The 25243-nt window shown below is 47.8% G+C and carries 27 protein-coding genes; 25 read left to right on the top strand and 2 right to left on the bottom strand.

Going from position 1 to position 25243, the window contains the following annotated elements; translation table 11 throughout:
- Positions 1 to 6 precede the first annotated feature (6 nt).
- The 9 genes from aroA (at position 7) to AY633_RS01085 (ending at position 7238) form a co-directional block, all read left to right on the top strand.
- Positions 7 to 1290, top strand: a complete 1284-nt coding sequence (gene aroA / locus AY633_RS01125) for a 3-phosphoshikimate 1-carboxyvinyltransferase (RefSeq protein WP_068485790.1) — start codon at positions 7 to 9, stop codon at positions 1288 to 1290.
- 84 nt (positions 1291 to 1374) lie between these two features.
- A complete protein-coding gene (locus AY633_RS01120) occupies positions 1375 to 2628 on the top strand; it encodes a tetratricopeptide repeat protein (protein WP_068487838.1) in 1254 nt (417 codons plus the stop codon).
- A 14-nt stretch (positions 2629 to 2642) separates the two neighbouring features.
- On the top strand, positions 2643 to 3206 hold the full coding sequence (locus AY633_RS01115) for a ReoY family proteolytic degradation factor (protein ID WP_068485788.1): 564 nt from the start codon (positions 2643 to 2645) through the stop codon (positions 3204 to 3206).
- Positions 3199 to 3663: a YpiF family protein gene (locus tag AY633_RS01110; RefSeq protein WP_260804408.1), complete on the top strand. Its 465-nt coding sequence runs from the start codon at positions 3199 to 3201 to the stop codon at positions 3661 to 3663. Before AY633_RS01115 ends, AY633_RS01110 begins: the two co-directional genes overlap by 8 nt.
- Positions 3664 to 3803: 140 nt before the next feature.
- Positions 3804 to 4307, top strand: coding sequence for a QcrA and Rieske domain-containing protein (locus tag AY633_RS01105; RefSeq protein ID WP_068485783.1), 504 nt, complete (start codon positions 3804 to 3806; stop codon positions 4305 to 4307).
- A gap of 21 nt (positions 4308 to 4328) precedes the next feature.
- Positions 4329 to 5003: a menaquinol-cytochrome c reductase cytochrome b subunit gene (qcrB, locus tag AY633_RS01100; RefSeq protein ID WP_068485781.1), complete on the top strand. Its 675-nt coding sequence runs from the start codon at positions 4329 to 4331 to the stop codon at positions 5001 to 5003.
- 36 nt (positions 5004 to 5039) lie between these two features.
- Entirely contained in the window at positions 5040 to 5822 is a 783-nt protein-coding gene (locus tag AY633_RS01095; RefSeq protein ID WP_068462636.1) for a menaquinol-cytochrome c reductase cytochrome b/c subunit, read from the top strand.
- 60 nt (positions 5823 to 5882) lie between these two features.
- A complete protein-coding gene (locus tag AY633_RS01090; protein ID WP_068485779.1) occupies positions 5883 to 6491 on the top strand; it encodes a lipoprotein heptaprenylglyceryl N-acetyltransferase LhaT in 609 nt (202 codons plus the stop codon).
- A gap of 63 nt (positions 6492 to 6554) precedes the next feature.
- Complete coding sequence (locus AY633_RS01085; protein ID WP_068485777.1) at positions 6555 to 7238, top strand: zinc metallopeptidase; 684 nt, start codon at positions 6555 to 6557, stop codon at positions 7236 to 7238.
- A 55-nt stretch (positions 7239 to 7293) separates the two neighbouring features.
- On the opposite strand, the gene AY633_RS01080 is transcribed toward AY633_RS01085, so the two are convergent.
- Positions 7294 to 8157, bottom strand: coding sequence for a YitT family protein (locus AY633_RS01080; RefSeq protein ID WP_068485775.1), 864 nt, complete (start codon positions 8155 to 8157; stop codon positions 7294 to 7296).
- A gap of 125 nt (positions 8158 to 8282) precedes the next feature.
- Here AY633_RS01080 and AY633_RS01075 point away from each other — a divergent pair, with 125 nt between their 5' ends.
- From AY633_RS01075 to AY633_RS01005, 16 genes are all read left to right on the top strand, one after another.
- Complete coding sequence (locus AY633_RS01075) at positions 8283 to 8603, top strand: nucleotide pyrophosphohydrolase (protein ID WP_249929530.1); 321 nt, start codon at positions 8283 to 8285, stop codon at positions 8601 to 8603.
- On the top strand, positions 8600 to 9400 hold the full coding sequence (gene dapB, locus AY633_RS01070) for a 4-hydroxy-tetrahydrodipicolinate reductase (RefSeq protein WP_068485771.1): 801 nt from the start codon (positions 8600 to 8602) through the stop codon (positions 9398 to 9400). Before AY633_RS01075 ends, dapB begins: the two co-directional genes overlap by 4 nt.
- A gap of 18 nt (positions 9401 to 9418) precedes the next feature.
- Positions 9419 to 9823: a methylglyoxal synthase gene (mgsA, locus tag AY633_RS01065; RefSeq protein WP_068462627.1), complete on the top strand. Its 405-nt coding sequence runs from the start codon at positions 9419 to 9421 to the stop codon at positions 9821 to 9823.
- A 20-nt stretch (positions 9824 to 9843) separates the two neighbouring features.
- Positions 9844 to 10977, top strand: coding sequence for an N-acetyl-alpha-D-glucosaminyl L-malate synthase BshA (bshA, locus tag AY633_RS01060; protein WP_068487837.1), 1134 nt, complete (start codon positions 9844 to 9846; stop codon positions 10975 to 10977).
- A complete protein-coding gene (locus AY633_RS01055; protein WP_068485769.1) occupies positions 10974 to 12107 on the top strand; it encodes a CCA tRNA nucleotidyltransferase in 1134 nt (377 codons plus the stop codon). The genes bshA and AY633_RS01055 overlap by 4 nt, the downstream gene beginning before the upstream one ends.
- Positions 12085 to 13065 (top strand): biotin--[acetyl-CoA-carboxylase] ligase, encoded by a 981-nt coding sequence (locus AY633_RS01050; RefSeq protein WP_068485767.1) that lies wholly within the window; start codon positions 12085 to 12087, stop codon positions 13063 to 13065. Before AY633_RS01055 ends, AY633_RS01050 begins: the two co-directional genes overlap by 23 nt.
- 222 nt (positions 13066 to 13287) lie before the next feature.
- Positions 13288 to 14124, top strand: coding sequence for a pantoate--beta-alanine ligase (gene panC / locus AY633_RS01045; RefSeq protein WP_068487836.1), 837 nt, complete (start codon positions 13288 to 13290; stop codon positions 14122 to 14124).
- 3 nt (positions 14125 to 14127) lie between these two features.
- Positions 14128 to 14511 carry an aspartate 1-decarboxylase gene (gene panD / locus AY633_RS01040; RefSeq protein ID WP_068485765.1) on the top strand — a complete coding sequence of 128 codons (384 nt, stop codon included), beginning with the start codon at positions 14128 to 14130 and terminating at the stop codon, positions 14509 to 14511.
- 141 nt (positions 14512 to 14652) lie between these two features.
- On the top strand, positions 14653 to 17415 hold the full coding sequence (dinG, locus tag AY633_RS01035) for an ATP-dependent DNA helicase DinG (RefSeq protein WP_068485763.1): 2763 nt from the start codon (positions 14653 to 14655) through the stop codon (positions 17413 to 17415).
- A 43-nt stretch (positions 17416 to 17458) separates the two neighbouring features.
- Positions 17459 to 17629, top strand: a complete 171-nt coding sequence (locus tag AY633_RS16310) for a YpmA family protein (protein ID WP_068462614.1) — start codon at positions 17459 to 17461, stop codon at positions 17627 to 17629.
- Positions 17630 to 17637: 8 nt separating this feature from the next.
- Positions 17638 to 18111 carry a cell wall elongation regulator TseB-like domain-containing protein gene (locus AY633_RS01030; protein ID WP_068485761.1) on the top strand — a complete coding sequence of 158 codons (474 nt, stop codon included), beginning with the start codon at positions 17638 to 17640 and terminating at the stop codon, positions 18109 to 18111.
- Between the two features lie 14 nt (positions 18112 to 18125).
- A complete protein-coding gene (locus AY633_RS01025) occupies positions 18126 to 19316 on the top strand; it encodes a pyridoxal phosphate-dependent aminotransferase (RefSeq protein WP_068487835.1) in 1191 nt (396 codons plus the stop codon).
- 29 nt (positions 19317 to 19345) lie between these two features.
- Positions 19346 to 20641 carry an asparagine--tRNA ligase gene (gene asnS, locus AY633_RS01020; protein WP_068485759.1) on the top strand — a complete coding sequence of 432 codons (1296 nt, stop codon included), beginning with the start codon at positions 19346 to 19348 and terminating at the stop codon, positions 20639 to 20641.
- Positions 20642 to 20757: 116 nt separating this feature from the next.
- Positions 20758 to 21459 (top strand): DnaD domain-containing protein, encoded by a 702-nt coding sequence (locus tag AY633_RS01015; RefSeq protein WP_068485757.1) that lies wholly within the window; start codon positions 20758 to 20760, stop codon positions 21457 to 21459.
- Positions 21460 to 21470: 11 nt separating this feature from the next.
- Complete coding sequence (gene nth / locus AY633_RS01010) at positions 21471 to 22151, top strand: endonuclease III (RefSeq protein WP_068485755.1); 681 nt, start codon at positions 21471 to 21473, stop codon at positions 22149 to 22151.
- Entirely contained in the window at positions 22126 to 22458 is a 333-nt protein-coding gene (locus tag AY633_RS01005; protein ID WP_145915645.1) for a YpoC family protein, read from the top strand. Before nth ends, AY633_RS01005 begins: the two co-directional genes overlap by 26 nt.
- A 90-nt stretch (positions 22459 to 22548) precedes the next feature.
- On the opposite strand, the gene AY633_RS01000 is transcribed toward AY633_RS01005, so the two are convergent.
- Positions 22549 to 25224 (bottom strand): penicillin-binding protein 1A, encoded by a 2676-nt coding sequence (locus AY633_RS01000; protein WP_068485751.1) that lies wholly within the window; start codon positions 25222 to 25224, stop codon positions 22549 to 22551.
- Between the last annotated feature and the right edge of the window lie 19 nt (positions 25225 to 25243).

Genomic DNA, 25243 nt, shown 5'->3' with positions numbered 1-25243 from the left:
AAATTCATGACCAAAACGATCAGTTACGCGAAACCGGCTTTAACGGGCCATGTACAAGTGCCTGGGGATAAGTCCATTTCACATCGTGCCATCATGTTTGGTGCATTGGCACAGGGGACAACGACCATCGAAGGCTTCTTAATGGGTGATGACTGCTTAAGCACAATCAGCTGTTTTCGTTCACTCGGAATCAATATCCAAATAGACGGCGAATACGTCACGGTGGAGGGTGGAGGCAGAAAAGCCTGGAAAGAGCCAGAAGTAGTATTGGATACCGGAAATTCAGGCACGACGACGCGCCTGATGCTCGGCTTGCTCGCAGGAACTGGTTTCCATTCAGTCATGGCGGGTGATGAGTCCATCGCACGCCGCCCGATGAAGCGCATCGTTGAACCATTGCGTTTAATGGGCGCAGACATCCGTGGGCGCGCAAATGGCCATTTCACACCGCTCGCCGTACAAGGCACGCAGCTTCAGGCAATCGACTACACAATGCCTGTCGCAAGCGCGCAAGTCAAGTCGGCTGTGCTGCTGGCAGGATTGTCGGCAGAAGGGACCACTACTGTACACGAACCGGTACCGTCACGGGATCATACTGAAATTATGCTGAAGCATTTCGGGGCAGATATCTCCCGGGATGGAGAAGTTATTTCTTTAAGTGGTGGACAAGAACTGCATGCTGCGCATGTGCAAGTACCTGGTGATATTTCTTCCGCTGCCTTTTTGATTGGTGCCGCACTGATTGCAGAAGGCAGTGAAGTGACATTGGAAAATGTCGGGATTAACCCGACGCGCACAGGATTACTCGATGTGTTTGAAGCTATGGGGGCCGACATCCAGGCAAGCGGACATAAATCCGAAGGTGAACAAGCAGCTGATCTAACAGTCCGGAGCACAGCGCTTTTAGGAACGGAAATCGGTGGGGACTTAATCCCAAGATTGATTGATGAGATTCCATTGATTGCGCTTGTGGCTACACAGGCGAACGGCAAAACCGTTATTCGCGATGCGGAAGAATTGCGCGTTAAAGAAACAGATCGCATACAGGCGGTTGTCACCGAACTAAAAAAACTCGGCGCCGATATCGAAGCGACAGAAGATGGAATGGTCATCCAAGGACCGACGCCATTGTCTGGCGCCGCACTCACTAGCTACGGCGACCATCGCCTTGGCATGATGGCGGCAGTCGCAGCATTAATCGCGGACGGTCCTGTGTCGATTGATGAGCCGGGGTGTATTTCGATCTCCTACCCGAACTTTTTTGAACATCTGGATAAGCTGACACAATAACTCTCCTGCGGGGGAGTTTTTATTATGCTAGGATGATGGTTTCGTGTACGATAACTATATAACAGCAAGGAATAGGTGATGCAAATGGCAACTTTACAAAATATCCAAGAAGCGGTGCAGGCTGGAGACACGGCTGCACTCGATACATTGCTCGAACAATATTTACTGAAGGGTGATCCGGATGAACAATATGCGGTCATGGAATGGCTGCAAGAAATCGGATTTATCGAAGAAGCGCTCCGTGTAGTGGAGCATCTTCAATACATGTTCCCGGAAGAGGCGCAATTGCGTGTCGACCGTTCGAAATTGCTGATTGATGCTGATCGTGAAGATGAAGCACTCAATGAATTGATGGCGATACCGAAAGACGATGAACTGTATCCTCAGGCGCTTGTCACATTAGCGGATTTGTTCCAGCTCCAGGGACTTCTCGAGGCAGCGGAACTGCGCTTAGACGAAGCGATCGAGCTTATGCCAGACGAACCGCTCCTTCAACAGGCGAAAGCGGAACTATTGCTCGACTCTGGGCGCTATTTGGAATCGGCTCGCATTTATCAAGAACTGGAAAGCCGCAAAGTCGTCATCGAAGGCGTCAACTTGAGTGAGCGTTTGGCGGAAGTATATAGCGCCGGGGCAGCTTATGAAGAAGCACTGCCTTATTACGAACGTGCACTGAAAGACGAAGCACAGCCGGATGTCTTATTCGGCGCCGCATTTGCCGCTTTTCAGGCGAAACAATACGAATTATCGGTCAACCGGCTGGATCAGTTATTGGAAGCGGATCCCGATTATTTTTCGGCCTATCTATTGAAAGCACAATGCTACAACATGATGGAAGATTACAAGCGAGCTTATGACGCCATCAAAGAAGGGCTCGCACGTGATGAATTTGACAAAGAATTGTATCTGTTCGCAGGAAAACTTGCTCTGAAACTTGGCAAAGGAGAAGAAGGCGTAGAGATGCTGCGCCAGGCCATTGCGCTCGACCCCGAATACATGGAGGCATTGTATGCACTGATCTCTTATTTCGATGCTGAAGAGCGGGATGACGAGTTGCTTGAGCTTGCTTCTATGGCAGTCGAGAGCGGCAACGATTGGCATGCATTGTATCCGATGATCGCAAAGGCGTATGACCGGACAGAACAGTTTGGCAAAGCTTTCGAGTATTATGAGAAAGCTTATCCGGCATTTTCCGACGATCCCGAGTTCCTCGAATCCTTTGCCTTATTTTTAGTAGAGGAAGGGAAACGTGACCGCGCTCTCGAAATAATCAAACAGCTTCAAGTATTGGAGCCGGAAAATCCACAATGGTTCGATTGGCTGCAATCGTTTGAATGAAAGGGGGAGACGATATGACTGCATCTGTTTCTGTAGGGGAGAAAAAACAATTTGTCCGCTGGTTCCTCGGATCCTATAAGATGAAAAGGCGTGAATGCATTTGGATTCTCAATTATTTATTAAGCAATGACGAATTGCTGGAGAAAACGCATTTTGTGGAAGAGGCGCATTATTGTCCCCGTGCCATGGTCATGTCGACGACTGAATCCAAGCAAATCCCGTTCCAATTTTATAAAGGCAAGTTGATGACAGCCGACGCAGAAAAGTCGTTTCACGACCTCAGGCTTCATCCGGATGAGCCTTTGTATATCCAGTTGAACTTCCCAAGTATTCCGCCGGCGTCGCTTTATCTGGCGGTGCTCGAGGAAAATCCGCATATGCCAAAAGGAGCTTTGGTCAGTGAACAGGACCGCCTGTTGGCAGAACAAGTTTTGAATGAAAGTCTATCATCTTACCAAGAAGAAACGATCCTCAAAAAAATCGATGAAGCACTGGACGCGGGAGATAAAGAACGATTTTTCGAATTATCTGCCTTGCTGTCTGTTGTGAAATCGGCGAAAAAAATGGAGAGTGACTGAATACATGCATTTTAATAGCAAAGACATCGATTTATATGCAGGACAAAAAGAGTATGTCGACACAGCGGTCGTTCCGCTGATCGAATTGGACCTAACCGATGCTGGCATGAAAGCGAGCGCAGGGGCATCTGAATATTTACAATCCTTAACTGTTATATTGGAAAAGCAATTCAAAGGGCGGATCCTATTGCTTCCGCCTATTTCTTATGCTCGTGCCGCAGACCGGTCACAGCTTGGCCAGCAATTAAAAGAAGAGCTGTCGGAAACGGCATTCAAGCACGTTTTCTACTTGACGACCGATCCGAAATGGCGCTCGATTGAGGAATTGGAAAATGTCCTGTGGCTGCCGGCCATTCCGACAGGGGATATGGACCAATCTTTCAAAAAATCGGTCATGGAAGACCAGTTGCGCCAAGTGTTGCCACTGTTTACAAAGGAATGGACACATCATTCATGAAATGTTCACAAACTGTTGCAATAGACGGAATGCAATATTGACCTTAAGTTTTGATTGATATATCATTAGGTTGTCCTAGTAATTATATTTGAATGAGTATGTCCTTTGGACTGACCTTGAATGTTAGAGGGGGGAAAAGAATGAGTAATAATCGTGTATCACGACGCCAATTTTTAGGTTACACACTGACTGGTGTAGGTGGTTTCATGGCAGCAGGGATGCTTATGCCGATGGTGCGCTTCGCAGTCGATCCAATTCTGCAGCAACATGACGGCGGTGATTTTGTTTTGACCGACCAAGCTGTTGCCGATATCACAGAAGAGCCTGTACGTGTCGACTTTACATTTGAACAAGTAGACGCATGGTATACATCTGAAGTCACGAATTCAGCATGGGTTTACAAAGAAGGCGACAAACTAATCGCCCTTTCACCAGTTTGTAAACACTTGGGATGTACAGTGAACTGGGCAGGGAGTCCAGATTACCCGACACAGTTCTTCTGCCCTTGCCACGCCGGCCGTTATGAAAAAAATGGCCAGAACATCGCAGGTACACCACCGCTTGGACCACTCGATGAGTATCAAGTCAAAGAACAAGATGGTTTTGTAGCCATCGGAGCAGTAAGAGAAAACACTTTAGTTTAATAGTTAGGGGGTACGACACCAGTGCTAAACAAGTTATATGATTGGGTAGATGAGCGATTGGACATCACGCCGATCTGGCGCGATATTGCAGACCATGAAGTACCGGAACACGTTAACCCCGCACACCACTTTTCAGCATTTGTCTATTGCTTCGGAGGACTGACATTCTTCATCACAGTCATCCAAATCTTATCTGGCATGTTCCTTACAATGTATTATGTGCCGGATATTGAAAATGCTTGGCAGTCGGTTTATTATCTCCAGAATGAAGTCGCTTTTGGGGAAATCGTGCGCGGGATGCACCACTGGGGAGCTTCTTTAGTAGTCGTTATGATATTTCTTCATACGCTGCGTGTATTCTTCACAGGGTCTTATAAAAAACCTCGTGAGCTCAACTGGGTAGTCGGTGTTATGCTATTTGGCGTAATCCTCGGCCTATCTTTCACAGGTTACTTGCTTCCATGGGATATGAAAGCATTGTTTGCAACAAAAGTTGGGATTGAAATTGCAGCTTCTGTACCCGTGATCGGCGATACGATCAAAATTTTGCTTGCTGGGGATTCAACAATTCTCGGGGCACAAACTTTGACACGCTTCTTCGCGATCCACGTCTTCTTCTTGCCTGCTGCTTTGCTTGGGTTGCTCGCAGCACACTTTATCATGATCAGAAGACAAGGTATTTCAGGACCATTGTAATTCATCCTTGACCAAGGATTTTAAGGAGGGGACACTATGCATCGCGGAAAAGGGATGAAATTTGTAGGGGATTCACGCGTTCCGAGCAAAGAGTTTCGGAAGCCGAATATCCCGAAAGATTACTCCGAATATCCTGGCAAAACAGAAGCCTTTTGGCCGAACTTCCTTCTAAAAGAATGGATGATCGGTTCTGTCTTCCTAATTGGTTATTTGCTCTTAACTGTGGCTCATCCTTCGCCTCTTGAAGGCCAGGCTGACCCGACAGACACGGCATATATTCCATTGCCAGACTGGTATTTCTTGTTCTTATACCAATTATTGAAATATGAATTTGCTTCGGGTCCGTTTAACGTCGTCGGAGCAATCATCATTCCGGGCCTTGCGTTCGGAGCTTTGATGCTTGCACCGTTCCTTGACCGTGGACCGGAACGCCGTCCGTCAAAACGTCCATTGCCGACTGGCTTTATGCTTTTGGCCATCGCGTCGATCGTCTTCTTGACGTGGGAATCCGTCGCTAACCATGACTGGGAAGCAGCGGCTCGCCAAGGGGAAATCACGGAAGAAGTGGAAATTGATACAGCAGACCCTGGATATGAAATCTATTCAGGCGCCGCGTGTATTAGCTGCCACGGCGATAACTTGGAAGGGGCAGTCGGACCGACCTTGATCGGAACCGGCTTGTCAGCAGAAGAGATCGCTGAAATCGCTGTGAACGGTATCGAAAAAGACGGAGCGCAAGTTATGCCTCCTTCTTGGGATGGTACGGACGAAGATCTTCAAGTTATGACAGAGTTCATCGCTGGACTTGAAGCTGAATAAACTTACAGAAAAAGAGCCGGGAAACCGGCTCTTTTTTTCTGCACAGGAAAGGAAGATTGGATGGTGGAATTCACTGCAAAAATTTCGGCTTGGCTAATGTTCCGCCCGTTTTTGATGCTGTTGTTCTTCGTCAATTTAGGGGGAACGATTTATGGATACATCTGGTACGGCTGGCAACTGCGCATCACCGAACCGATATTTCTCATCTTCGTGCCGGATAGCCCGACCGCGAGTTTGTTTTTCACGATTGTTCTCGGACTATGGCTCATCGGCAAGCACAGCCCGCTGATTGAAGCGCTCGCTTTTGTCACATTGATTAAATATGGCTTATGGGCAGTGGTTATGAATCTGCTCACGCTTTTGCAAACCGGATCTATCGGCTGGCTCGGCTGGATGCTCGTGTTGTCGCATTTCGCTATGGCGCTGCAAGCCGTGCTCTACTTTGAGCATTACCGCTTTGGGTTTGTGTCGGTTGCGCTAACGGCCATTTGGACTTTACATAACGATGTCATCGATTATGTCTTCGGGCAAATGCCCATCTACTCGAGCTTAAGTGAGTTCAGTGCAGCAATTGGCTATTTCACGTTTTGGCTGTCGATTGCCTGCATCGCGTTCGCTTGGTTCACGGCGTCACAAAACCGCCACTTGGAGACGCGCCGTATCAGTTGACCAAAAGTCAGAAAAACAAGTAAAATAGACATATAGAAACACAAAGAGAGGTTGATCATTAAAATGGGATTGGGCGGCTATATAGTTTATTTTATCGTCTTGTTGATTGTGCCGATTTGGGCTCAAATGAAATTGAAAAGCACATATAAAAAATATTCCAAAGTCCGGTCGACTTCCGGCCATACAGGAGCCGAAGTGGCTCGCATCATTCTTGATCAGAACGGCCTGAGCAATGTCAAAGTTGTTGAAAGCCGTGGCATGCTTAGCGACCATTACAACCCGATGACGAAAACCGTTGCACTCAGCAGCCATAACTACCACGAACCATCGGTAGCCGGTACTGCGGTTGCAGCGCATGAAGTAGGACACGCCATCCAAGACGCGACGGATTATTCGTTCCTGCGTTTCCGTCACCGCCTTGTGCCGATGGTTAATATTTCTTCGAATATGTCGTGGGTATTCATCATGATCGGTATTTTCGCAAACATTAGTGGAGCCATGTTGATCGGTATCGCGCTTCTTGCCGTCGGCGTATTGTTCCAATTGGTCACTTTGCCGGTCGAGTTTAACGCTTCGAACCGCGCGATGGATCAGCTGTTATCGCATAATGTCATCCGCAACGATGAAGAACGACACGCGAAAAAAGTATTGAACGCAGCAGCGATGACTTATGTAGCAGCGACTGCAGTTGCGGTCATTGAACTTGCTCGTCTAGTATTGATCTACACAAGCATGGATCGTTCATAACAAAGTAAACGGGCGGGAAAAGCATTTGCTTTTCCCGCCCGTTTTTTATATATGGTTAAAGTGGTTGTTTTTGTTCATCTAGCGTGAAGCCTTCACCCATAACATCGTGTACTTCAATCAATGAAACAAATGCGTGAGGGTCGACAGAGTTAACAATATTCTTTAGCCGTACAAGTTCATTGCGTGCTACGACACAATACAACACTTCGCGTTCTTCTTTAGTGAAATGGCCATAGCCCCGAAGAATCGTAATGCCGCGGTCCATTTCGATGGCGATGCGGCTGGCAATTTCTTCTTGCGAATTGGAGATAATCAAAGCGCCACGGCCTGAATATGCTCCTTCCTGGACGAAATCAATGACGCGTGCCCCGACAAAGACAGCCACTAAGGTATACATCATGGACCGGTAATCGAGGAAAGTCAGCCATGACAGCATGATGACCAGTGCATCGAATAAGAACATCGTCTTGCCCATGCTCCAGCCGAAGTATTTCTGTACCAGCCTGGCGATAATATCCACTCCGCCGGTTGTGCCCCCGTAACGGAAAATGATGCCAAGCCCCACGCCAACGAAGACGCCGGCAAACAAAGCGGCAAGGAATAAATCATCACGCAACGGAATTTGAACTTCGTAGATGAGGAAGATTTTCAAAAAGGCGGAAACAGCGACCGTGCCGATGATTGTGTAAAGGAAGACTTTACGTCCGAGCAGCTTCCAACCGATAAAGAACAAAGGAATGTTCAATAAGAGGTTCATTAACGCAGGATCCCAGTTCCAAAGAAAATAGAGGATCAAGGTAAGTCCTGCAAATCCGCCTTCCCCGAGCTCGTTTTGGATATTAAAATGAACAAAGCCGAAACTATAAATAGCGGAGCCGAGAAGGATAAAAAAGATATTTTTCAACTGAAGATCTTTCATGGAATAGCAACCTCCTTTTTTGACAACAACTTCTGTATTATCTGCCATAATGCCGTTTTTGACAACACCCCCTGTTTTCTTTACGATTAGATTGGAGTGTGATGACAGTGAATACAGAAAAAAGTATGAGACAATTACAAGAGGAAGTGGACCGCCACATCGGGCAGTTCAAAGAAGGCTATTTTGCGCCGATGGAAATGCTTGCGCGAATGACAGAAGAACTCGGTGAATTGGCACGGGAAGTCAATCATGTATACGGGCCGAAAAAGAAAAAAGCCACTGAAGCCGAAAAGCTCATTGAAGAAGAAATGGGCGATGTGCTGTTTGTCTTGATTTGCATGGCCAACTCCATGGATATCGATCTACAGCAAGCCCATGATGGCGTGATGGAGAAATTCCGTACCCGTGATAAAGACCGCTGGACCAGAAAGGAAGAACAACAATGACAATAAAAGTGGCAATTGCCGGAGCCCGCGGGAAAATGGGCAAAGAAGCTGTACATACTGTGATGAAAAATGCCGATATGGAACTGGTGGCTGCGCTGGATTATAAAGACATTGGCGCGACTTTAGCGGAGACGGGCTTGTTTCCTGACAGCTTTCAAGTGCCGGTCTTCACCGACCTTGAAGTACTTCACAAACACCATTCACCTGATGTCCTTGTCGATTTGACGACACCTGAGCATGTCTATGCCCATACGAAGCAAGCATTGCAGCTTGGCATCCGTCCGGTCGTCGGAACGACTGGTTTTTCTTCAGAAGAATTACATGAGTTAACGGAGCTTTCGAAAACTTCAGGGCTTGGCTGCATCATCGCGCCAAACTTTGCCGTAGGCGCGGTCCTGATGATGAAATTTGCCGAGCAGGCGGCGAAATATTTGCCGGATGTCGAGATCATCGAAATGCATCATGACCAAAAACTCGATGCGCCCTCAGGAACCGCAATGAAAACGGCACATATGATGAGCGAAACGCGCACTGCCCATCAGCAAGGGCATCCTGAGGAAAAAGAGACCTTGCAAGGCGCTCGCGGCGCAGACTATGAAGGCATGCGCATCCATAGTGTCCGGCTTCCGGGCTTAGTGGCGCATCAGCAAGTATTGCTTGGCGGTGATGGCCAATTGCTGACGCTGCGCCACGATTCGTTTAACCGCGGCTCATTCATGTCAGGTGTCAGCTTGTCAATTCGCGAAGTAATGGAACGCAAAGAATTAATTTACGGCCTTGAACATATCATTGGCTAAAATAATGGAGGCGATTGGATGAATATCGCATTGGTGGCACATGACCGAAAAAAAGATGATTTGATACAATTTGCGTTAGCTTATAAGCCCATTTTGGCAAAGCATCAGCTCTATGCTACAGGTACGACAGGCTCCCGTCTGGTCGAGGGAACAGGCTTAGCGGTCCATCGCTTTCAATCCGGCCCGCTTGGCGGCGACCAGCAGATCGGGGCGATGATCGCTCAAAATGAAATGGATATGATCATCTTTTTCCGCGATCCGCTGACAGCCCAGCCGCATGAACCGGACGTCACGGCTTTGATCCGTCTATGTGATGTTTATCAAATTCCGCTTGCGACCAATATGGGAACAGCTGAAGTCCTCTTAAAAGGCCTGGAAAATGGCTTGGTCGATTGGCGGCTCTTGAGCGACCGCCGGAAATAGGAGGAGAGAGTTTGCGAAAAATGAAAATTGGGATTACTTGTTACCCGACCGTCGGAGGATCTGGCGTCGTGGCGACAGAACTGGGAAAAATGCTGGCTGAAAAAGGCCATGAAATTCACTTTATTACTTCTAGCACACCGTTTCGGCTAAACGGCTTGTATGCGAATATTTTTAGCCACCAAGTGGACGTTAACAGTTATTCGGTATTTCAATATGCACCGTATGACATTGCGCTGGCGACGAAAATTGCTGAAGTCATCAAAAATGAGGAATTGGATTTGTTGCACGTTCATTATGCAATTCCTCATGCTGTCTGTGCGATATTGGGCCGTGATATGGCAGGTTCTGATATTGGCATTGTCACAACATTGCATGGCACCGATATTACAGTACTCGGCACCGACAGTTCGTTGAAAGATGCAATTCGTTACGGCATCGAGAAATCCGATATCGTAACGGCTGTTTCGGATTCCTTGAAACAACAAACCTATGACATGATAGCGCCGGATAAACAGATTGAAACGGTTCATAATTTTGTTGACGAACGGGAGTATCATAAGCATGATTCCGTAAAATTAAAGCAGGAACTGGGCATTCCGGCACACGAAAAAGTGTTGATCCACGTCTCGAATTTCCGCAAAGTTAAGCGTGTGGAAGACGTCGTTGCTACTTTTGCGAAAGTGCAAAAAGCGATCGGGGCAAAACTCTTGCTAGTCGGCGATGGGCCCGAAATGAGCGGCATCCACCAACAAGTAAAAGACCTCCAGATTGAACAAGAAGTCTTATTTCTCGGCAAACGCGACAACCTGTCAGAGCTTTACAGCATGAGTGATGTCAAATTACTGATGTCGGAAAAAGAAGCCTTTGGGTTAGTCTTGCTAGAGGCAATGGCTTGTGGTGTGCCGGCCATCGGAACACGGATCGGCGGCATTCCAGAAATTATCGAATCAGGGGAAAATGGCTTTTTGGTTGGGCTTGGCGACACCGATGCGGCAGCTGATGCAGCGATCCGCATCCTAACAGACGATGCACTCCATGGGCAAATGTCTGTGAAGGCTTTGGAAACCGCAAATCAACGCTTCGGTTCAGAGAAAATTTTGGCCGAATACGAAGCCCTTTACGAAGGTTTGCTGAAAAAGGCCGAGTTACAATGAAACACGCCAAGTACATTATCAAGTGTTTAAAAGAAGCAGGCTTTGAAGCGTATATGGTCGGGGGGGCAGTGCGTGATTATCTGCGCGGTGTTGTGCCGCATGATATTGATGTGGCAACATCTGCTGCCCCTGAACAAGTGAAGGCCCTATTCGAGCGGTCGATCGATACTGGAATCGAACATGGCACCGTGATGATCCTCATTGAAGGGCAAGGCATAGAAGTCACTACATTCCGCACAGAAAGCGGCTATTCAGATAATAGAAGGCCGGATAAAGTGGAATTTGTGAATTCTTTGCATGAAGATTTAAAGCGCCGCGATTTCACCATCAATTCGATGGCGATGACCGAACAAATGGCCATCATCGATCCGTTCGGCGGCCAAGAAGATTTGGCTGCCGGGATCATCCGCGCTGTTGGCCTCCCAGAAGAGCGTTTCGCGGAAGATGCCTTACGCATGTTACGGGCCATCCGCTTTTCTGGCCAATTAGATTTCCAAATAGAGCTAAAGACGTTAGGGGCAATTAAAAGCCACGCGGCGAGAATTCAGTCGGTTGCGATTGAACGCATTAAAGCAGAGTTAGACAAAGTCATGATTTCTTCAGCTCCTGACATTAGCATGACATACTTGGTGGAGACACGCCTGAATCAATTCCTGCCTTCGGGCGGGTTATTTGAAGTGGACTGGTCAAGGTATACTCGTACCGATGACCCATTGGCTGGATGGTTCTACTTATTGAATCAAAATGGCGAAACGTTTGCTGCTTTGCGAGAGTACCGTTTTTCCAACCAAGATAAAAAAGACTTACAGCGTGCCCTTGAAGCAAAAGGTTTATCGGAATGGGATGCTTGGGTGTATTACAGCTTCACCGAGCGTCAATTGACGCTCGCGTTATCTGATTCGGACGCTAGACATTCCGTGAGAGAACAGCAAGAGGCCTTGCCCATCCGGTCTAAATCCGAGCTAGCCGCCAATGGCCGTGATTTGATGGAATGGACAGAACAAAAAGCGGGCCCATGGCTGAAAGAATGGACCCTATTTATTGAAAAAGCTGTGGTTGAACGCCGCTTGGCCAATGATAAAGAACACATAAAGGACTGGTTCATAGATGAATATCACCGTCACGCATAAATTGGCGACTCGGCTATTAGAAGCCGGGGATCAACCGGTCTCCGGACAGCAATTGGCCGAAGAGTTTGGAGTTTCACGAACGGCGATTTGGAAGCATATGAAAGAGCTGGAGGAAATGGGCTATGAAATTGAATCGGTGCGCAAAAAAGGCTACCGTATTCAAAAAAGTCCGGACAGCTTAGAAGCGTTTCTAGTTCAATCGGGGCTCAAGACGAAGCGGCTCGGCAGCCGAATCGAGTATTTGGAGCAATGCGCCTCCACGCAAATCGTTGCGCATCAGTTGGCGCAAGAGGGTGCGCTGGACGGGACGGTCGTCATTGCAGATTTGCAGACAGAAGGCAGAGGCCGTCTAATGAGGAAATGGGATTCTGCTAAAGGCCAAGGAATCTGGATGAGCATCATTTTGCGCCCGGATGTACCACCTCATAAAGCACCGCAATTTACCTTGGTCGCCGCGGTCGCAATTGTGCGGGCGATCCAATCCATCACGGGATTGGAAGCTTCGATCAAGTGGCCAAACGATATCTTGTTCGGGAACAAAAAAGCGACAGGCATTCTGACAGAGCTGCAATCGGACGCTGACGGTATTCAAGCGCTGATCATCGGGATTGGGGTCAATGTCAATCAAGAACGCGAAGATTTTGACGCTGCTGTAAAGGAGATCGCCACTTCGTTGCGACTCGAGTCCGGGCAAGCGGTAAACCGCAGAAAGCTAGTGCAGGAAATCCTGCGCTATCTTGAAATTTATACCGAGATGTATATTGAATTAGGATTCGGCCCGTTAAAAGAATTATGGGAAGGGCATTCTGCTACGATCGGCAAAGCTGTTCGTGCCCGCATGACACGCGAAACATTAGAAGGCATTGCAGAAGGCATCACAGAAGATGGTGTCTTGCAGCTCCGCACAGCGGACGGTAAGCTACACGGCATCTATTCGGCTGATATTGAATTGAAGTGATGGATATAGGCATTTTTCAGAAATTCTGCTATAGTGAAAATAGCGGGCGGTATCCGATGTGAACTGCACCGCAACCGAGCAGCACCCAATAAACTAATACGATTCTGCCTTGATCATGATGTGACAGGGACGGAGGAAACCGAACTGGAATTTTCTGTCCTTCTGTCTTCTGACAGAAGGATTTTTATATGGTTTTCTCCTAAAAAGGAGAGGAAAATGAATATGCAAGTCGTAAATACGGTCCAGGACTTGAAAAAATGGGTCCAGAGCACAACACAAAGTGGACGATCGATTGGATTGGTTCCCACGATGGGTTTTTTACACGAAGGGCATATGGCGCTGGTTGAAGCGGCGAAAGCGGAAAATGACGTGGTAGCCATGAGCATTTTCGTCAACCCGGCACAATTCGGCCCGAATGAGGATTTCGACCGTTATCCTCGCGATTTCGAGCGGGATAGCATGCTTGCTGAAAAAGCAGGCGTTGATATTATATTCGCCCCGTCCGTAAAAGAAATGTATCCGCACGACTCACAAATCACGATGAGTGCGGGGATGCTTGCCAATGTCTTGTGCGGAAAAAGCCGGCCGGGCCATTTTGATGGCGTGTTGAAAGTGGTGACGAAATTATTTCACCTGGTACAGCCTAACGCTGCCTATTTCGGCCAAAAGGATGCGCAGCAACTGGCGATTATCGAATCGCTAGTGAGGGATTTTAATTTTTCGCTCAAAATCCGTCGCGTTGAAACAGTGCGCGAACAGGACGGGCTTGCCAAAAGCTCACGTAATGTCTATTTAAGTAATGCAGAACGAAGAGAAGCACCAGAATTGTATCGATCATTGCAGCGTGGTGTGAAAGACGCAAGAGAAGGCCAAGATCCCATCCCGGAGATGATCCGCTTGATCGAATCCGAAACCTCGGGCACCATCGACTACATCGAGCTGTTGAGTTACCCCGACTTACAGCAAGAACCTAAGGAGCAGGCCATTCTTGCGCTCGCTGTCCAATTCCAAAAAGCCCGGCTTATCGACAATATCATTTTCAATTTAAAGGAGAACTGACTTATGCTTAGAATGATGCTTAATTCCAAAATCCACCGTGCCACGGTAACTGAAGCCGATTTGAACTACGTGGGCAGCATCACGATCGACCAGGATCTATTGGATGCAGTCGGCATGTTGCCGAATGAAAAGGTCCATATTGTTAACAATAATAATGGTGCCCGCTTCGAGACCTATATCATTGCCGGAGAACGCGGCAGCGGGGTTATTTGTGTCAACGGAGCAGCGGCACGCCTCGTGCAGCGCGGAGACATCATTATCATCTTGTCCTACGGTTATGTCATGGACAAAGATGCCCCTAACCATAAGCCGACTGTGGCGATTATGGACACAGACAACTCGGTCAAGGAAATCATTCATTACGAACCGGAAGCGACGGTCATGTAAGAATCGGAACGCCAATACGCTGAAAAGGGAAACGCTTCCCTTTTCAGCGTGTTTTTTATTTTGCCGTGCTCTTGCCGGCGAACAGCGGGCGAATATGTTACAATTTTTCCTGAGAGAATCACCTGAGAAAGAGGGGTTATCATGAATTCCCAAAAATATGTCGTTGTCGATATCGAAACAACGGGCCATTCCCCTGCAAAAGGTGACCGGATCATCCAATTGGCGATGGTGACGATCGAACAAGGCGAAATCGTTGATACATATACGAAATTCATCAATCCGCAGCGGAAAATTCCAGTTTTTATACAAGACTTGACCAATATTACAGAACGCGATGTGGAAAATGCCGAGCCGTTTGAAGCTTATGCTGAGGAAATCTACAAGCAATTGGAAGGCGCCATTTTCATCGCTCATAATATTCACTTCGATCTGCCGTTTTTGCAAGCGGAACTGAGCCGTGCCGGCATGCCGAAGTGGCAAGGGCTGGCCATGGATACCGTGGAACTTGCGCGACTCGTCTATCCAACAGCCTTCAGTTATAAATTACAGGACATTGCAGCCGAACAAGGCATAAGTTTAACGAATGCACACCGTGCCGATGACGATGCCTTGGCGACGGCCGAATTATTCCTGCAGGCGAAACAGGAGCTGGCTGAACTTCCTTATGACACACTCGTGCTGTTGCATAAACGATCTTTCCAATTGAAATCGGACTTATCCCGCTTGTTGTTTGAGATTACTCAGCACAAGCGCAACGAACAAGCCGATAGATATGGCCGTTTTCGCGGCATTCCAATTGTCCCGAAAGCGGAGCGGGCACAAGTCCCGAATGATACACCACAAAAGACAGAATGGCGAAAAGGGCTGGAGACAGTCAAGCAGGAATACGAACAGCGCCCGAGCCAAGTCGCGATGATGGCGGCGGTGGAACGGGCGATCCATGAACAGAGTGAACTGGTCATTGAAGCCTCAACCGGAATGGGTAAAACGCTTGGTTATTTACTGCCGGCAGCGGCTTATGCCAAAAATTCCGGAAAACAAGTGATTATCAGTACGTACACAACCCATCTGCAAGACCAGCTCGTCTCCAAAGAAGTGAAGCTCGCCGAAGAATTTCTCGGCGCTAACATCCGCGTAGCGCTTATCAAGGGACTATCCCATTACATCGATTTAGGCCGCTTTTTCGAATTGCTCCATGGGGAGGATGAGTCTTACGACGAAACCTTCACGATCATGCAGATGATGGTTTGGTTGACTTCGACAAGGACCGGAGATTTAAATGAACTGAACGTATCGAGTGGCGGACAGTTGCTAGTCGATAAAGTACGCCGCTCGCATATGAGAAAGTTGACGCGTCTTGAAAAAACGGTCGACTTTTACGAGCATGCGTTGACAGAAGCGGAAAGCGCACATGTCATCGTCACTAACCACGCCTTCCTATTGAATCCGCATAACCAAAAGCGGGCCATTTTGAAAAATGTCGATGCCTATATATGGGATGAAGCGCATCAAGTCGTGCAGGCAGCTGTGGGCCATAAAGAAAAAACCTTTGTCTACACGCAATGGCGCTATGTATTCGGCCAATTGGGCAGCTATGATGAAAACCAGTTATTTTCAAAATTTTATCGAGTCGCTGAAACCCAAGGCTTTGCGAGAGTGCCAGAACTATTGCAAATGGAATCCTTGTATTTGAAGTACACCGGCCTATTCGATGAAATCACGCTTTATCTCGCTCAAGCCTTCCAAAACAAGTTCCATAATAGCCGTACCCGTAAATGCGCCTCATTATTGGATGAATTAGAGTTCGAGCGCGAGCGTTTCATGGATTTCTTGAGATTGTTGAACAGCTGGATCGACATGGCCCAGACGATTCTGCAAAAATCAGAGCGTTTTACCGAATTGACGATGAACGAACGGCTCGTGCTCGCGGATTTCCGTTATTGGACTGAGGAAATGATGTTAAAAGCAGTGGAGTTCAGTGAAATCTTCCTGTTCCCGAAAGAAGATGAAGTGTCTTGGATTGAAGGCGACCTGCGCAGCATGCCGACGAGCCTATCGTTATACAAACGGCCATATGAAGTGGCGTCGCTTGTCGACAATATTATCGGCGAGGCAAGAGGTCAAAAGGCGATCATCTGGTTATCGGGTACGATGAGCGTCCCGTCGAATGAACGCTTTATCGTTAATCAGCTTGGCATCCCGAGACATGTGCCGATCGATAAGTTCGAACCTGCTGATCAATTTTATAGCGGGGCAAAAGTTTATATTGTTGAGGACATGCCAGATATTCAGCAAGTGTCCCAGCAAGAATACATCGAATCGGTTGCCGATGCCGTCACCCAGACGGTGCTTGTTACGGAAGGGCGTTGTTTTGTCTTGTTTACCTCGCAAGATATGCTCAGGAAGACTGTCGATTTAATACAGGATTCCCAGCTGCTCGATGATTATATGTTGTTTGCACAAGGCATGTCTTCAGGCAGCCGCATGAAGTTGTTGAAATCATTCCAGCGCTTCCAGAAATCGGTGCTGTTCGGGACCAATAGCTTCTGGGAAGGTGTGGATGTGCCCGGGGATGCGCTGCGGGCAGTCGTTGTCGTCAGGCTGCCTTTCACGTCCCCCGAAGAACCTGTGTTCAAAGCGAAATCACGGATCATCTCGAAAGAAGGCATCAATCCGTTTATGCATTACGCTTTGCCGGAAGCGGTATTGCGCTTGCGCCAAGGGTTCGGCCGGCTAATCCGCTCGAAAAAGGATAAAGGTTTATTCATCGTGCTAGACCGCCGGATCGAAACGAAATCATATGGTGAGGAATTTTTACATGCCTTGCCGGATGTGCCGATAGCCAAAGTGTCATTGGAAAAGATGGTAACGGATATTGAACATTGGTATAATAAGCAAGGATAAAGAGGGAAGAATGGTTCCTTCAACCGAAAGGAAGTGCCGAACAATGGAATCCAAAATCGAAGTATTAAATACCGTGCAAGTCGATTATCAATCCGATCTGTACAAAGTAGTCGATGCATTGAACCGGACATTGAAAGATCGCGATTTGATGTTTGGCCTAGCGCTTGATAAAGACGACCAGACCAAAGCGGTTTTTACAATTTATAAAACCTAGGTGATCATATGAAAGAGTGGATGAAATTCATCATCGTTTTCCTGTCTTTTTTGGCTGTTGCCATCGTCTTGGTTATTTTATTCTTTGGCAATAAGCCGTTTTCTGAAGCGGAACAAGCGGCCATCGAAAAAGTGCAAGCGGAAGGCTTGCTCGAGGAAGTGGAGCGGGCATATGTCTATTCCAGTTCGGCTCAATCGGTGACGGTACTTGGGACAGACGGCGAAGGCAAGATCAAAGCAGCCTTTGTTCCGGAAGAAGGAGACATGGAAGCATTGATGCTCGAAGACCAAGTGACCGCTCAACAAGCGCGTGAAATCGTTCAGGAAGACATGGAAGTCGAGGAAATCCTCCATACGAAGCTTGGCATGGAAGAGGCTGGCGCAGTTTGGGAAATTGCCTTTTTGAATGAAGCGGGCCGCTTGAATTACGTCTATCTTCTAGCTGAAGACGGCACTTGGTGGAAACGCATATTGAATTTGTGAAAGGGTTGATCAATTTGTTGAAATTAGCAGACCGCGTACAAAGCTTGACGCCATCTACGACTTTGGCGATTACAGCAAAAGCGAATGAACTAAAAGCACAAGGCGTTGACGTAATCGGGCTTGGTGCAGGCGAGCCGGATTACAATACACCCCAGAACATACTGGATGCGGCTAAACGCTCCATGGATGAAGGCAAGACAAAATACACGCCAGCGGGCGGCTTGCCTGCCTTAAAGCAAGCTATACAAGATAAACTGCAGCGTGACCAAGGCTTGAGCTATGAGAAAAACGAAATTTTGGTTGGCATCGGGGCGAAGCATGTCCTGTATACATTGTTTCAAGTATTGTTGAATGAAGGCGATGAAGTCATCATCCCGATTCCTTATTGGGTCAGCTACCCGGAACAAGTGAAATTGGCAGGGGGCTCACCGGTGTACATAGAAGCAACAGCCGGTCAATCGTATAAAATCACTCCCCAACAATTGCGCGAAGCAATTACGGACCGGACAAAAGCTGTTATCATCAATTCGCCAAGCAATCCAACCGGCATGTTGTACTCAAAAGAAGAATTGGAAGCGTTGGCGGAAGTATGCCGCGAAGCGGATATCTTGATCGTATCTGATGAAATATACGAGAAATTGATTTATGGGGACGCGGTGCATACTTCCATCGCGGAACTGTCGGAAGATGCCAAAAACCGCACCGTCATCATCAACGGCGTGTCGAAATCGCATTCGATGACTGGATGGCGCATCGGCTACGCGGCCGGGAATAAGAATTTAATCAAAGCGATGACGGACCTTGCGAGCCATTCGACTTCCAATCCGACGACCACCTCACAATATGCGGCGATTGAGGCATATAACGGGCCGCAAGATGCCGTAGAAGAAATGCGACAGGCTTTTGAAAGTCGCCTAGAAGCGATTTTCCCTAAACTGGAGCAAATCCCAGGATTCACTGTATTGCGTCCACAAGGTGCGTTTTATTTACTGCCGGATGTATCGGAAGCGGCGGCAAAAACCGGCTTTGATTCAGTCGACGACTTTGTAAAAGCCTTGCTTGAAGAAGCAAATGTGGCCGTAATTCCAGGTTCAGGTTTTGGTGCACATTCAACGATTCGCCTGTCTTATGCGACATCGCTCGAATTATTGGAGCAGGCAGTCGAGCGTATCAGCCAATTTGTTCATAAACATTGGAAAGAATAAGCAATAATTATTTGGAGGCTATTTGACAGATGAAAAAAATCACTATCGCCGAAATGGCAAAACATAACGGACAAACCATTAAACTTGGCGCATGGGTCGCTAACAAGCGCTCAAGCGGTAAAATCGCCTTTCTTCAACTTCGTGATGGTTCAGGATTTGTACAAGGCGTTGTCGTCAAAGCAGAAGCGGGAGAGGAAATATTTGCCAAAGCGAAAGCATTGACTCAAGAAACATCCTTGTATGTGACAGGCGAAGTAAAAGAAGACGAACGCTCGGCTTTTGGCTATGAGCTGGCCATTACAGATATTGAAGTGATCCACGAAGCAAAAGATTTTCCAATTACGCCGAAAGAACATGGCACTGAATTCTTGATGGACAACCGTCATTTGTGGCTACGTTCAAGAAAACAGCATGCCATCATGAAAATCCGAAATGAAATCATCCGTGCCACTTATGAATTCTTTAACGATAACGGTTTCGTCAAAGTGGATCCGCCGATTTTGACAGGGTCGTCTCCAGAAGGTACATCGGAATTGTTTGCGACGAAATACTTCGATGAAGATGCGTATCTGTCGCAATCCGGCCAGCTTTATATGGAAGCAGCTGCGATGGCACTTGGGAAAGTATTCTCATTCGGCCCGACATTCCGCGCAGAAAAATCGAAAACCCGCCGCCACTTGATCGAATTCTGGATGATCGAGCCGGAAATGGCGTTTGTAGAACACGCTGAGAGCTTGGAAGTCCAAGAGCAATATGTGTCACATATCGTGCAATCGGTCTTGAAAAATTGCCAACTTGAACTAGAGCGCCTAGGCCGCGATACATCGAAATTGGAGAAAATCCAAGCGCCGTTCCCGCGCGTCACATACGACGAAGCAATCAAATGGCTCAACGACAATGGATTCGACGACATCAAATGGGGCGAAGATTTCGGGGCACCACATGAAACGGCATTGGCGGAAAGCTACGATATGCCAATCTTCATCACCCATTACCCAACTGGCATCAAGCCGTTTTACATGCAGCCGCACCCAGAGCGCGACGACGTCGTTCTATGCGCTGATATGATCGCGCCGGAAGGATACGGTGAGATCATTGGGGGCTCTGAACGGATTCATGAGTACGAATTGATGAAACAACGGATCCAAGAGCATAATCTGGATGAAGCCGCCTACGAATGGTATTTGGACCTTAGCAAATACGGCGCAGTGCCGCATTCCGGATTTGGCCTGGGCCTCGAACGCACAGTTGCTTGGATCAGCGGGGCAGAACATGTCCGTGAGTCGATTCCATTCCCGCGTTTGTTGAACCGTCTGTATCCATAATAAATAGCTATTAAAACAGCTGTAGCAAGTCCCGTTCTGCGGGATTTTGACTCAGCAGAGAATATCCTGATAGACTTAGACAGCTAGAAATTTTCATACAGAAAGGTGGTTGGGATATGAGACAGTCTGACCGATTGCAGCAATGGATTGAGCAGGGAAATGTGACCATTTCCCAGCTTTTTTTTCAGTTTTACCGGCGCTTGAAAATTACCGATGAGGAAGCGATCATGCTTTTGCAGATCCATTCTTTCCAACAGGCAGGAAATGTGTTTCCGACACCGGATGAAATTGCCTCACGGATGTCCGCTAGCCAGAACAGCGTGACGACAATGCTGCAGAAACTGATGCAGCAAGGCTATTTATCGATTCGCCAGGAAACGGCGAATGGCATGCTGACGGAGACGATCTCGCTTCAGCCTTTATGGGACAAACTCGTAGATTGCCTGGAAGTTCAAGCGCAAACCGAAAAAGAGCATACACAAAAAGAACAGGAAGGCGAGATCTTCCAGCTGTTTGAACAAGAGTTCGGGCGTTTTCTATCACCGATGGAAATCGAAACAATTTCCATGTGGATGGACCAGGACGGGCATACACCTGAAGTCATTCGAATGGCTTTAAAAGAAGCCGTCATCGCACAGAAAATCAGCTTGCGCTATGTCGACCGCATCTTGTTTGAGTGGAAGAAAAAGAATATCCGGACGTCTAGCCAAGTATCGCGGCATGCGAATTCGTTCCGTGAAAAAAATATTCGCATCCAGCCGCAGGAAAGCACTGCGAAAAAAGTGCAATTCTATAATTGGCTGGAAGAGCGAAATTAGCAGGTGATAGGATGATGACGAAAAAAGAATGGCTCACTTGTCTGGAAGAAATGGACCATATGTTTCCGGATGCCCATTGTGAATTGATCCACCGCAATCCTTTCGATTTGGTTATTGCGGTCTTGCTATCCGCGCAATGTACCGACAAGCTCGTCAATAAAGTGACGGCGAATCTTTTTGAAAAATACCACACACCGGAAGATTATCTATCGGTTCCCTTGGAAGAATTGCAGCAGGATATCCGTTCGATCGGCTTGTTCCGCAACAAGGCGAAAAATATCCAAGCGCTCAGCCGCATATTGATCGACCAGCACGGTGGACGTGTACCGGAAGACCGGGATGTATTGATGACCTTGCCGGGAGTTGGAAGAAAGACCGCAAACGTAGTCGTTTCTGTCGCTTTCAACAAGCCGGCACTAGCCGTTGACACTCACGTTGAACGGGTGTCAAAACGCCTTGGCCTATGCCGTTGGAAAGATTCTCCGCTGCAAGTAGAAGAAACCATTATGAAAAAGACCCCTGCGGATGATTGGTCGAAAACCCATCATCAAATCATTTTTTTCGGTCGTTATCATTGCAAAGCGCAAAATCCGGGCTGTCACGTATGCCCGTTATTTGATCGCTGCCGAGAAGGAAAAAAACGCGATAAAAAAGGGCTTGTGAAACATGACGCTGTCACGGAAGTCAATTGATCAAGCGGTTTTGCCATTCTTTAACGAATGGAGTAGCTTGGCTGATGAACTCAAGTCTTGTATGGGGCAAAGAGCAGCTGGCTGTCATGAGCTCATTATCCAAGCTTGGAAGGTTTACGAGGGATTGAAAGAAACTTTGGCTAGCTTATTCGGTAGTGATGCACCGACTCCTTTAAATGAAGGCGAGCGGCTTGAGTTTGTAAAAAACTCCAAAAGCACGCACGCAGCTTCGCGCCAGCTGGAGCAATTATTCGGGGAGCTGAAGAAAAAAATAGCACGTACGAAGGTCGGCTACCCAGCCGAATAAATCATTCAACCCCCTGGCTACTGCCAGGGGGTTTTTGCATAGAAAAAGACCTGCCCTAAGAGGGGCAGGTCTTTTGTTTGAAATGCGCGATTACGATTCGTCGTCTTCGCGATTAGCATTATTGTTATCATCATTACCATTGCCATTGCCATTACCGTTACCATTCGATGTAGCGTTGCTTCCTGAGTTTTCTTCATCGCCTTCTTCAGGCTCTACGGGCTGTTCAGGAGTATCAATGGGCTCGTCAGGTGTCTGGACTGAACCTTCGTCTTCCAGCTCTTCTTCAGGCTGGTCTTCGTCGGCAGGTTCTTCCTCTGCCGGCTCTTCGGCAGGTTCTTCTTCCGGTTGTTCTTCTTCAACCGGCTCTTCTTCGGCAGGTTCTTCTTCTGGCTCTTCCTCAGGTTCTTCTTCCGGAGGAGGAGTGATTTCGATAGTAGTGGAAGCAGGGTCGCTGCGTCTGCCGTTTTGAGTGGCCACAACGCGGAATGTATAGGTGACGCCTTCTTCCAAACCATTATAGGAATAGCTGGTGTCGCCAGTTGTCGTCAGCACTTCGCCGTTGACAGACACTTCGAACGAGACATCATCCGACCCATGGCTCCAACTCAAGTTAGCAGTTGAGCCACTGACTTCTGCTCTTAATCCAGAAGGTCGGTCAGGGTCTGCCACAAATCGCTCTGATACTGTACTGGGCTCTGTCCCCCTGGCAAATAGCTCTTCGCTGCGCATATTCCACGGAGTGAAGGGACTTGCCAAACGGAGTGGTTCAGTGCCGATTTCAATGACTTCCTCTGTTACGGATTCCGGCTGTTGGAAGCTTGCCGTTTCAGGTGAAGAGATTTGGCTCATCACTTGTTTGAACAATCGTTGTGCAAGCAAGCGCTCGTCTGAAGCCGTGTCAATAGGCGTTTGGACATTCGGGTATCCACTCCAGACAGAAATGGAATAATCGGTCGTATAGCCTGCAAACCAAACATCCCGTGCAGAGCTTGCATCAAGATTGTATTCTTGAAGTTTTTCTTCAGAATAATTGGATGTCCCCGTTTTACCAGCCATATCAAGTCCACTAATAGCAGCTTCTTTGCCGGTCGCTCCTGCCATGCCTGTGTCCACGACGTCGCGCAGCATGTCCGTTACCATGTAAGCGGTACTGTCTTTCATCGCTGTCACAGGTTCAGGGGCGACAACTTCTTCTGTCGAACCGTCACGGAAGACGATTTTTTTAATTGTGTGTGGATCATTAAAAACGCCATTGTTCCCGAATGCTGCGAAAGCGCCGGCCATTTCAACAGTGGAAATTTGGTTTTCTGGCGTACCCAACGCAGCAGATTCATAAATTCCACCGAAATCCAAGCCTAGCTTTTTGGTGAAGTCAGTAGCATTATCAGATCCGACTTCTTCCAAAGTTTTGACCGCCGGGATATTACGTGAGCGATACAAGGCTTCACGCGCTGTCATTGGCCCGAGAAACTCGCCATCGACGTTGCGGATTTCCTGGCCACTGCTATAGGAATATTCTTCATCGACCAATGTCTGGCCGGTCGACCAATCCAAGTATTCAATGGCGGGTCCGTAGCTGACTAGCGGTTTAATCGTCGAACCGATAACGCGATCTTTAGAAGTGGCGTAGTTTCTGCGCACATCGCCTTCATACTCGCGGGCAGCTCCGACTGCGCTGATGCCGCCGGTTTTCGTATCGACAACAGTCATCGCGGATTCAACATCTTCATCAAAAAAGAGGTCCGATGCCATTGTTTCATTTACGCGTTCTTGAACATATGGCTCGAGTGTCGTGTAAATCGTTAAGCCTTCATCGAGCGAATAATCGCCTTCGAGCGCTTCGAGTTCATCGACGACCATTTCCATGAACGCTGTATATTCCGTGCTTTCTTCTGTAGCAGTACGTTGGTCTTCAGGAATAAGGGTCGATTCGACTGGCGTGCTCCATGCTTCTTCTTTTTGGGCAGTATCGATTTTTTCGTGCTGTTCCATCAAATTCAAGACCACATCGCGGCGCTCTTCAGCCGCTTGCGGGTTCTTGAACGGATTGTAGCGGTTTGGACTTTGCGGCATACCAGCTAGCAACGCAGCTTCGTGCAGTTCCAGTTCGGCTGCCGGTTTTCCGAAAAATTGCTGTGCCGCTGTACCGAATCCGTAAGTGTTGCCTGACATCAGGATTTTATTGAAATACATCTCGAAAATTTCTTCTTTGGAATATTCCTGTTCGAGCTTGTAGGCCAGGTAAGCTTCCTGGGCTTTACGTTTCAATGTTTTTTCATTGGACAAAAAGGAGTTCTTGATGACCTGCTGGGTGATGGTGCTGGCCCCTTGAGACCCAAAGCCGCCGGTCACGTTGGCGATAACCGCGCCGCCGAGGCGGATTACGTCGATTCCAGAGTGTTCATAGAAGCGATTGTCTTCTGTTGCTAGAATCGCGTCTTCCAACACTTTCGGAATATCGTCATATTCTACGTATTCACGGTTTTGTGCAGTGAAATAAGGGATTTCGGTTTCGCCATCATTGGCAAGGAATACTGGGCTAATCGGATCTCTCAACAGTTCTTCATCGAGTTCGGGCGCACTGGACGCATAAACCGCAAATAAGACGACCCCGAACAAAAATCCGGCAACCGCTAATGCGGCAATGGCCAAAAACCCTCTCTTGATCCAGGTTTTAGCACCGGATTTCTTTTGTTTGTTCGAATGCTTTCGTTGCCGTTCAATTGATTTTCTGCGTTCTTCACGCGATATTTTCTTGTCACTCACAAGCGCTTCCTCACTTTCA

Origin of the sequence: Planococcus maritimus (genome assembly GCF_001592825.1) — a bacterium.
GTDB lineage: Bacteria > Bacillota > Bacilli > Bacillales_A > Planococcaceae > Planococcus > Planococcus maritimus_C.
This window is presented reverse-complemented; position numbering and strand designations above follow the sequence as displayed.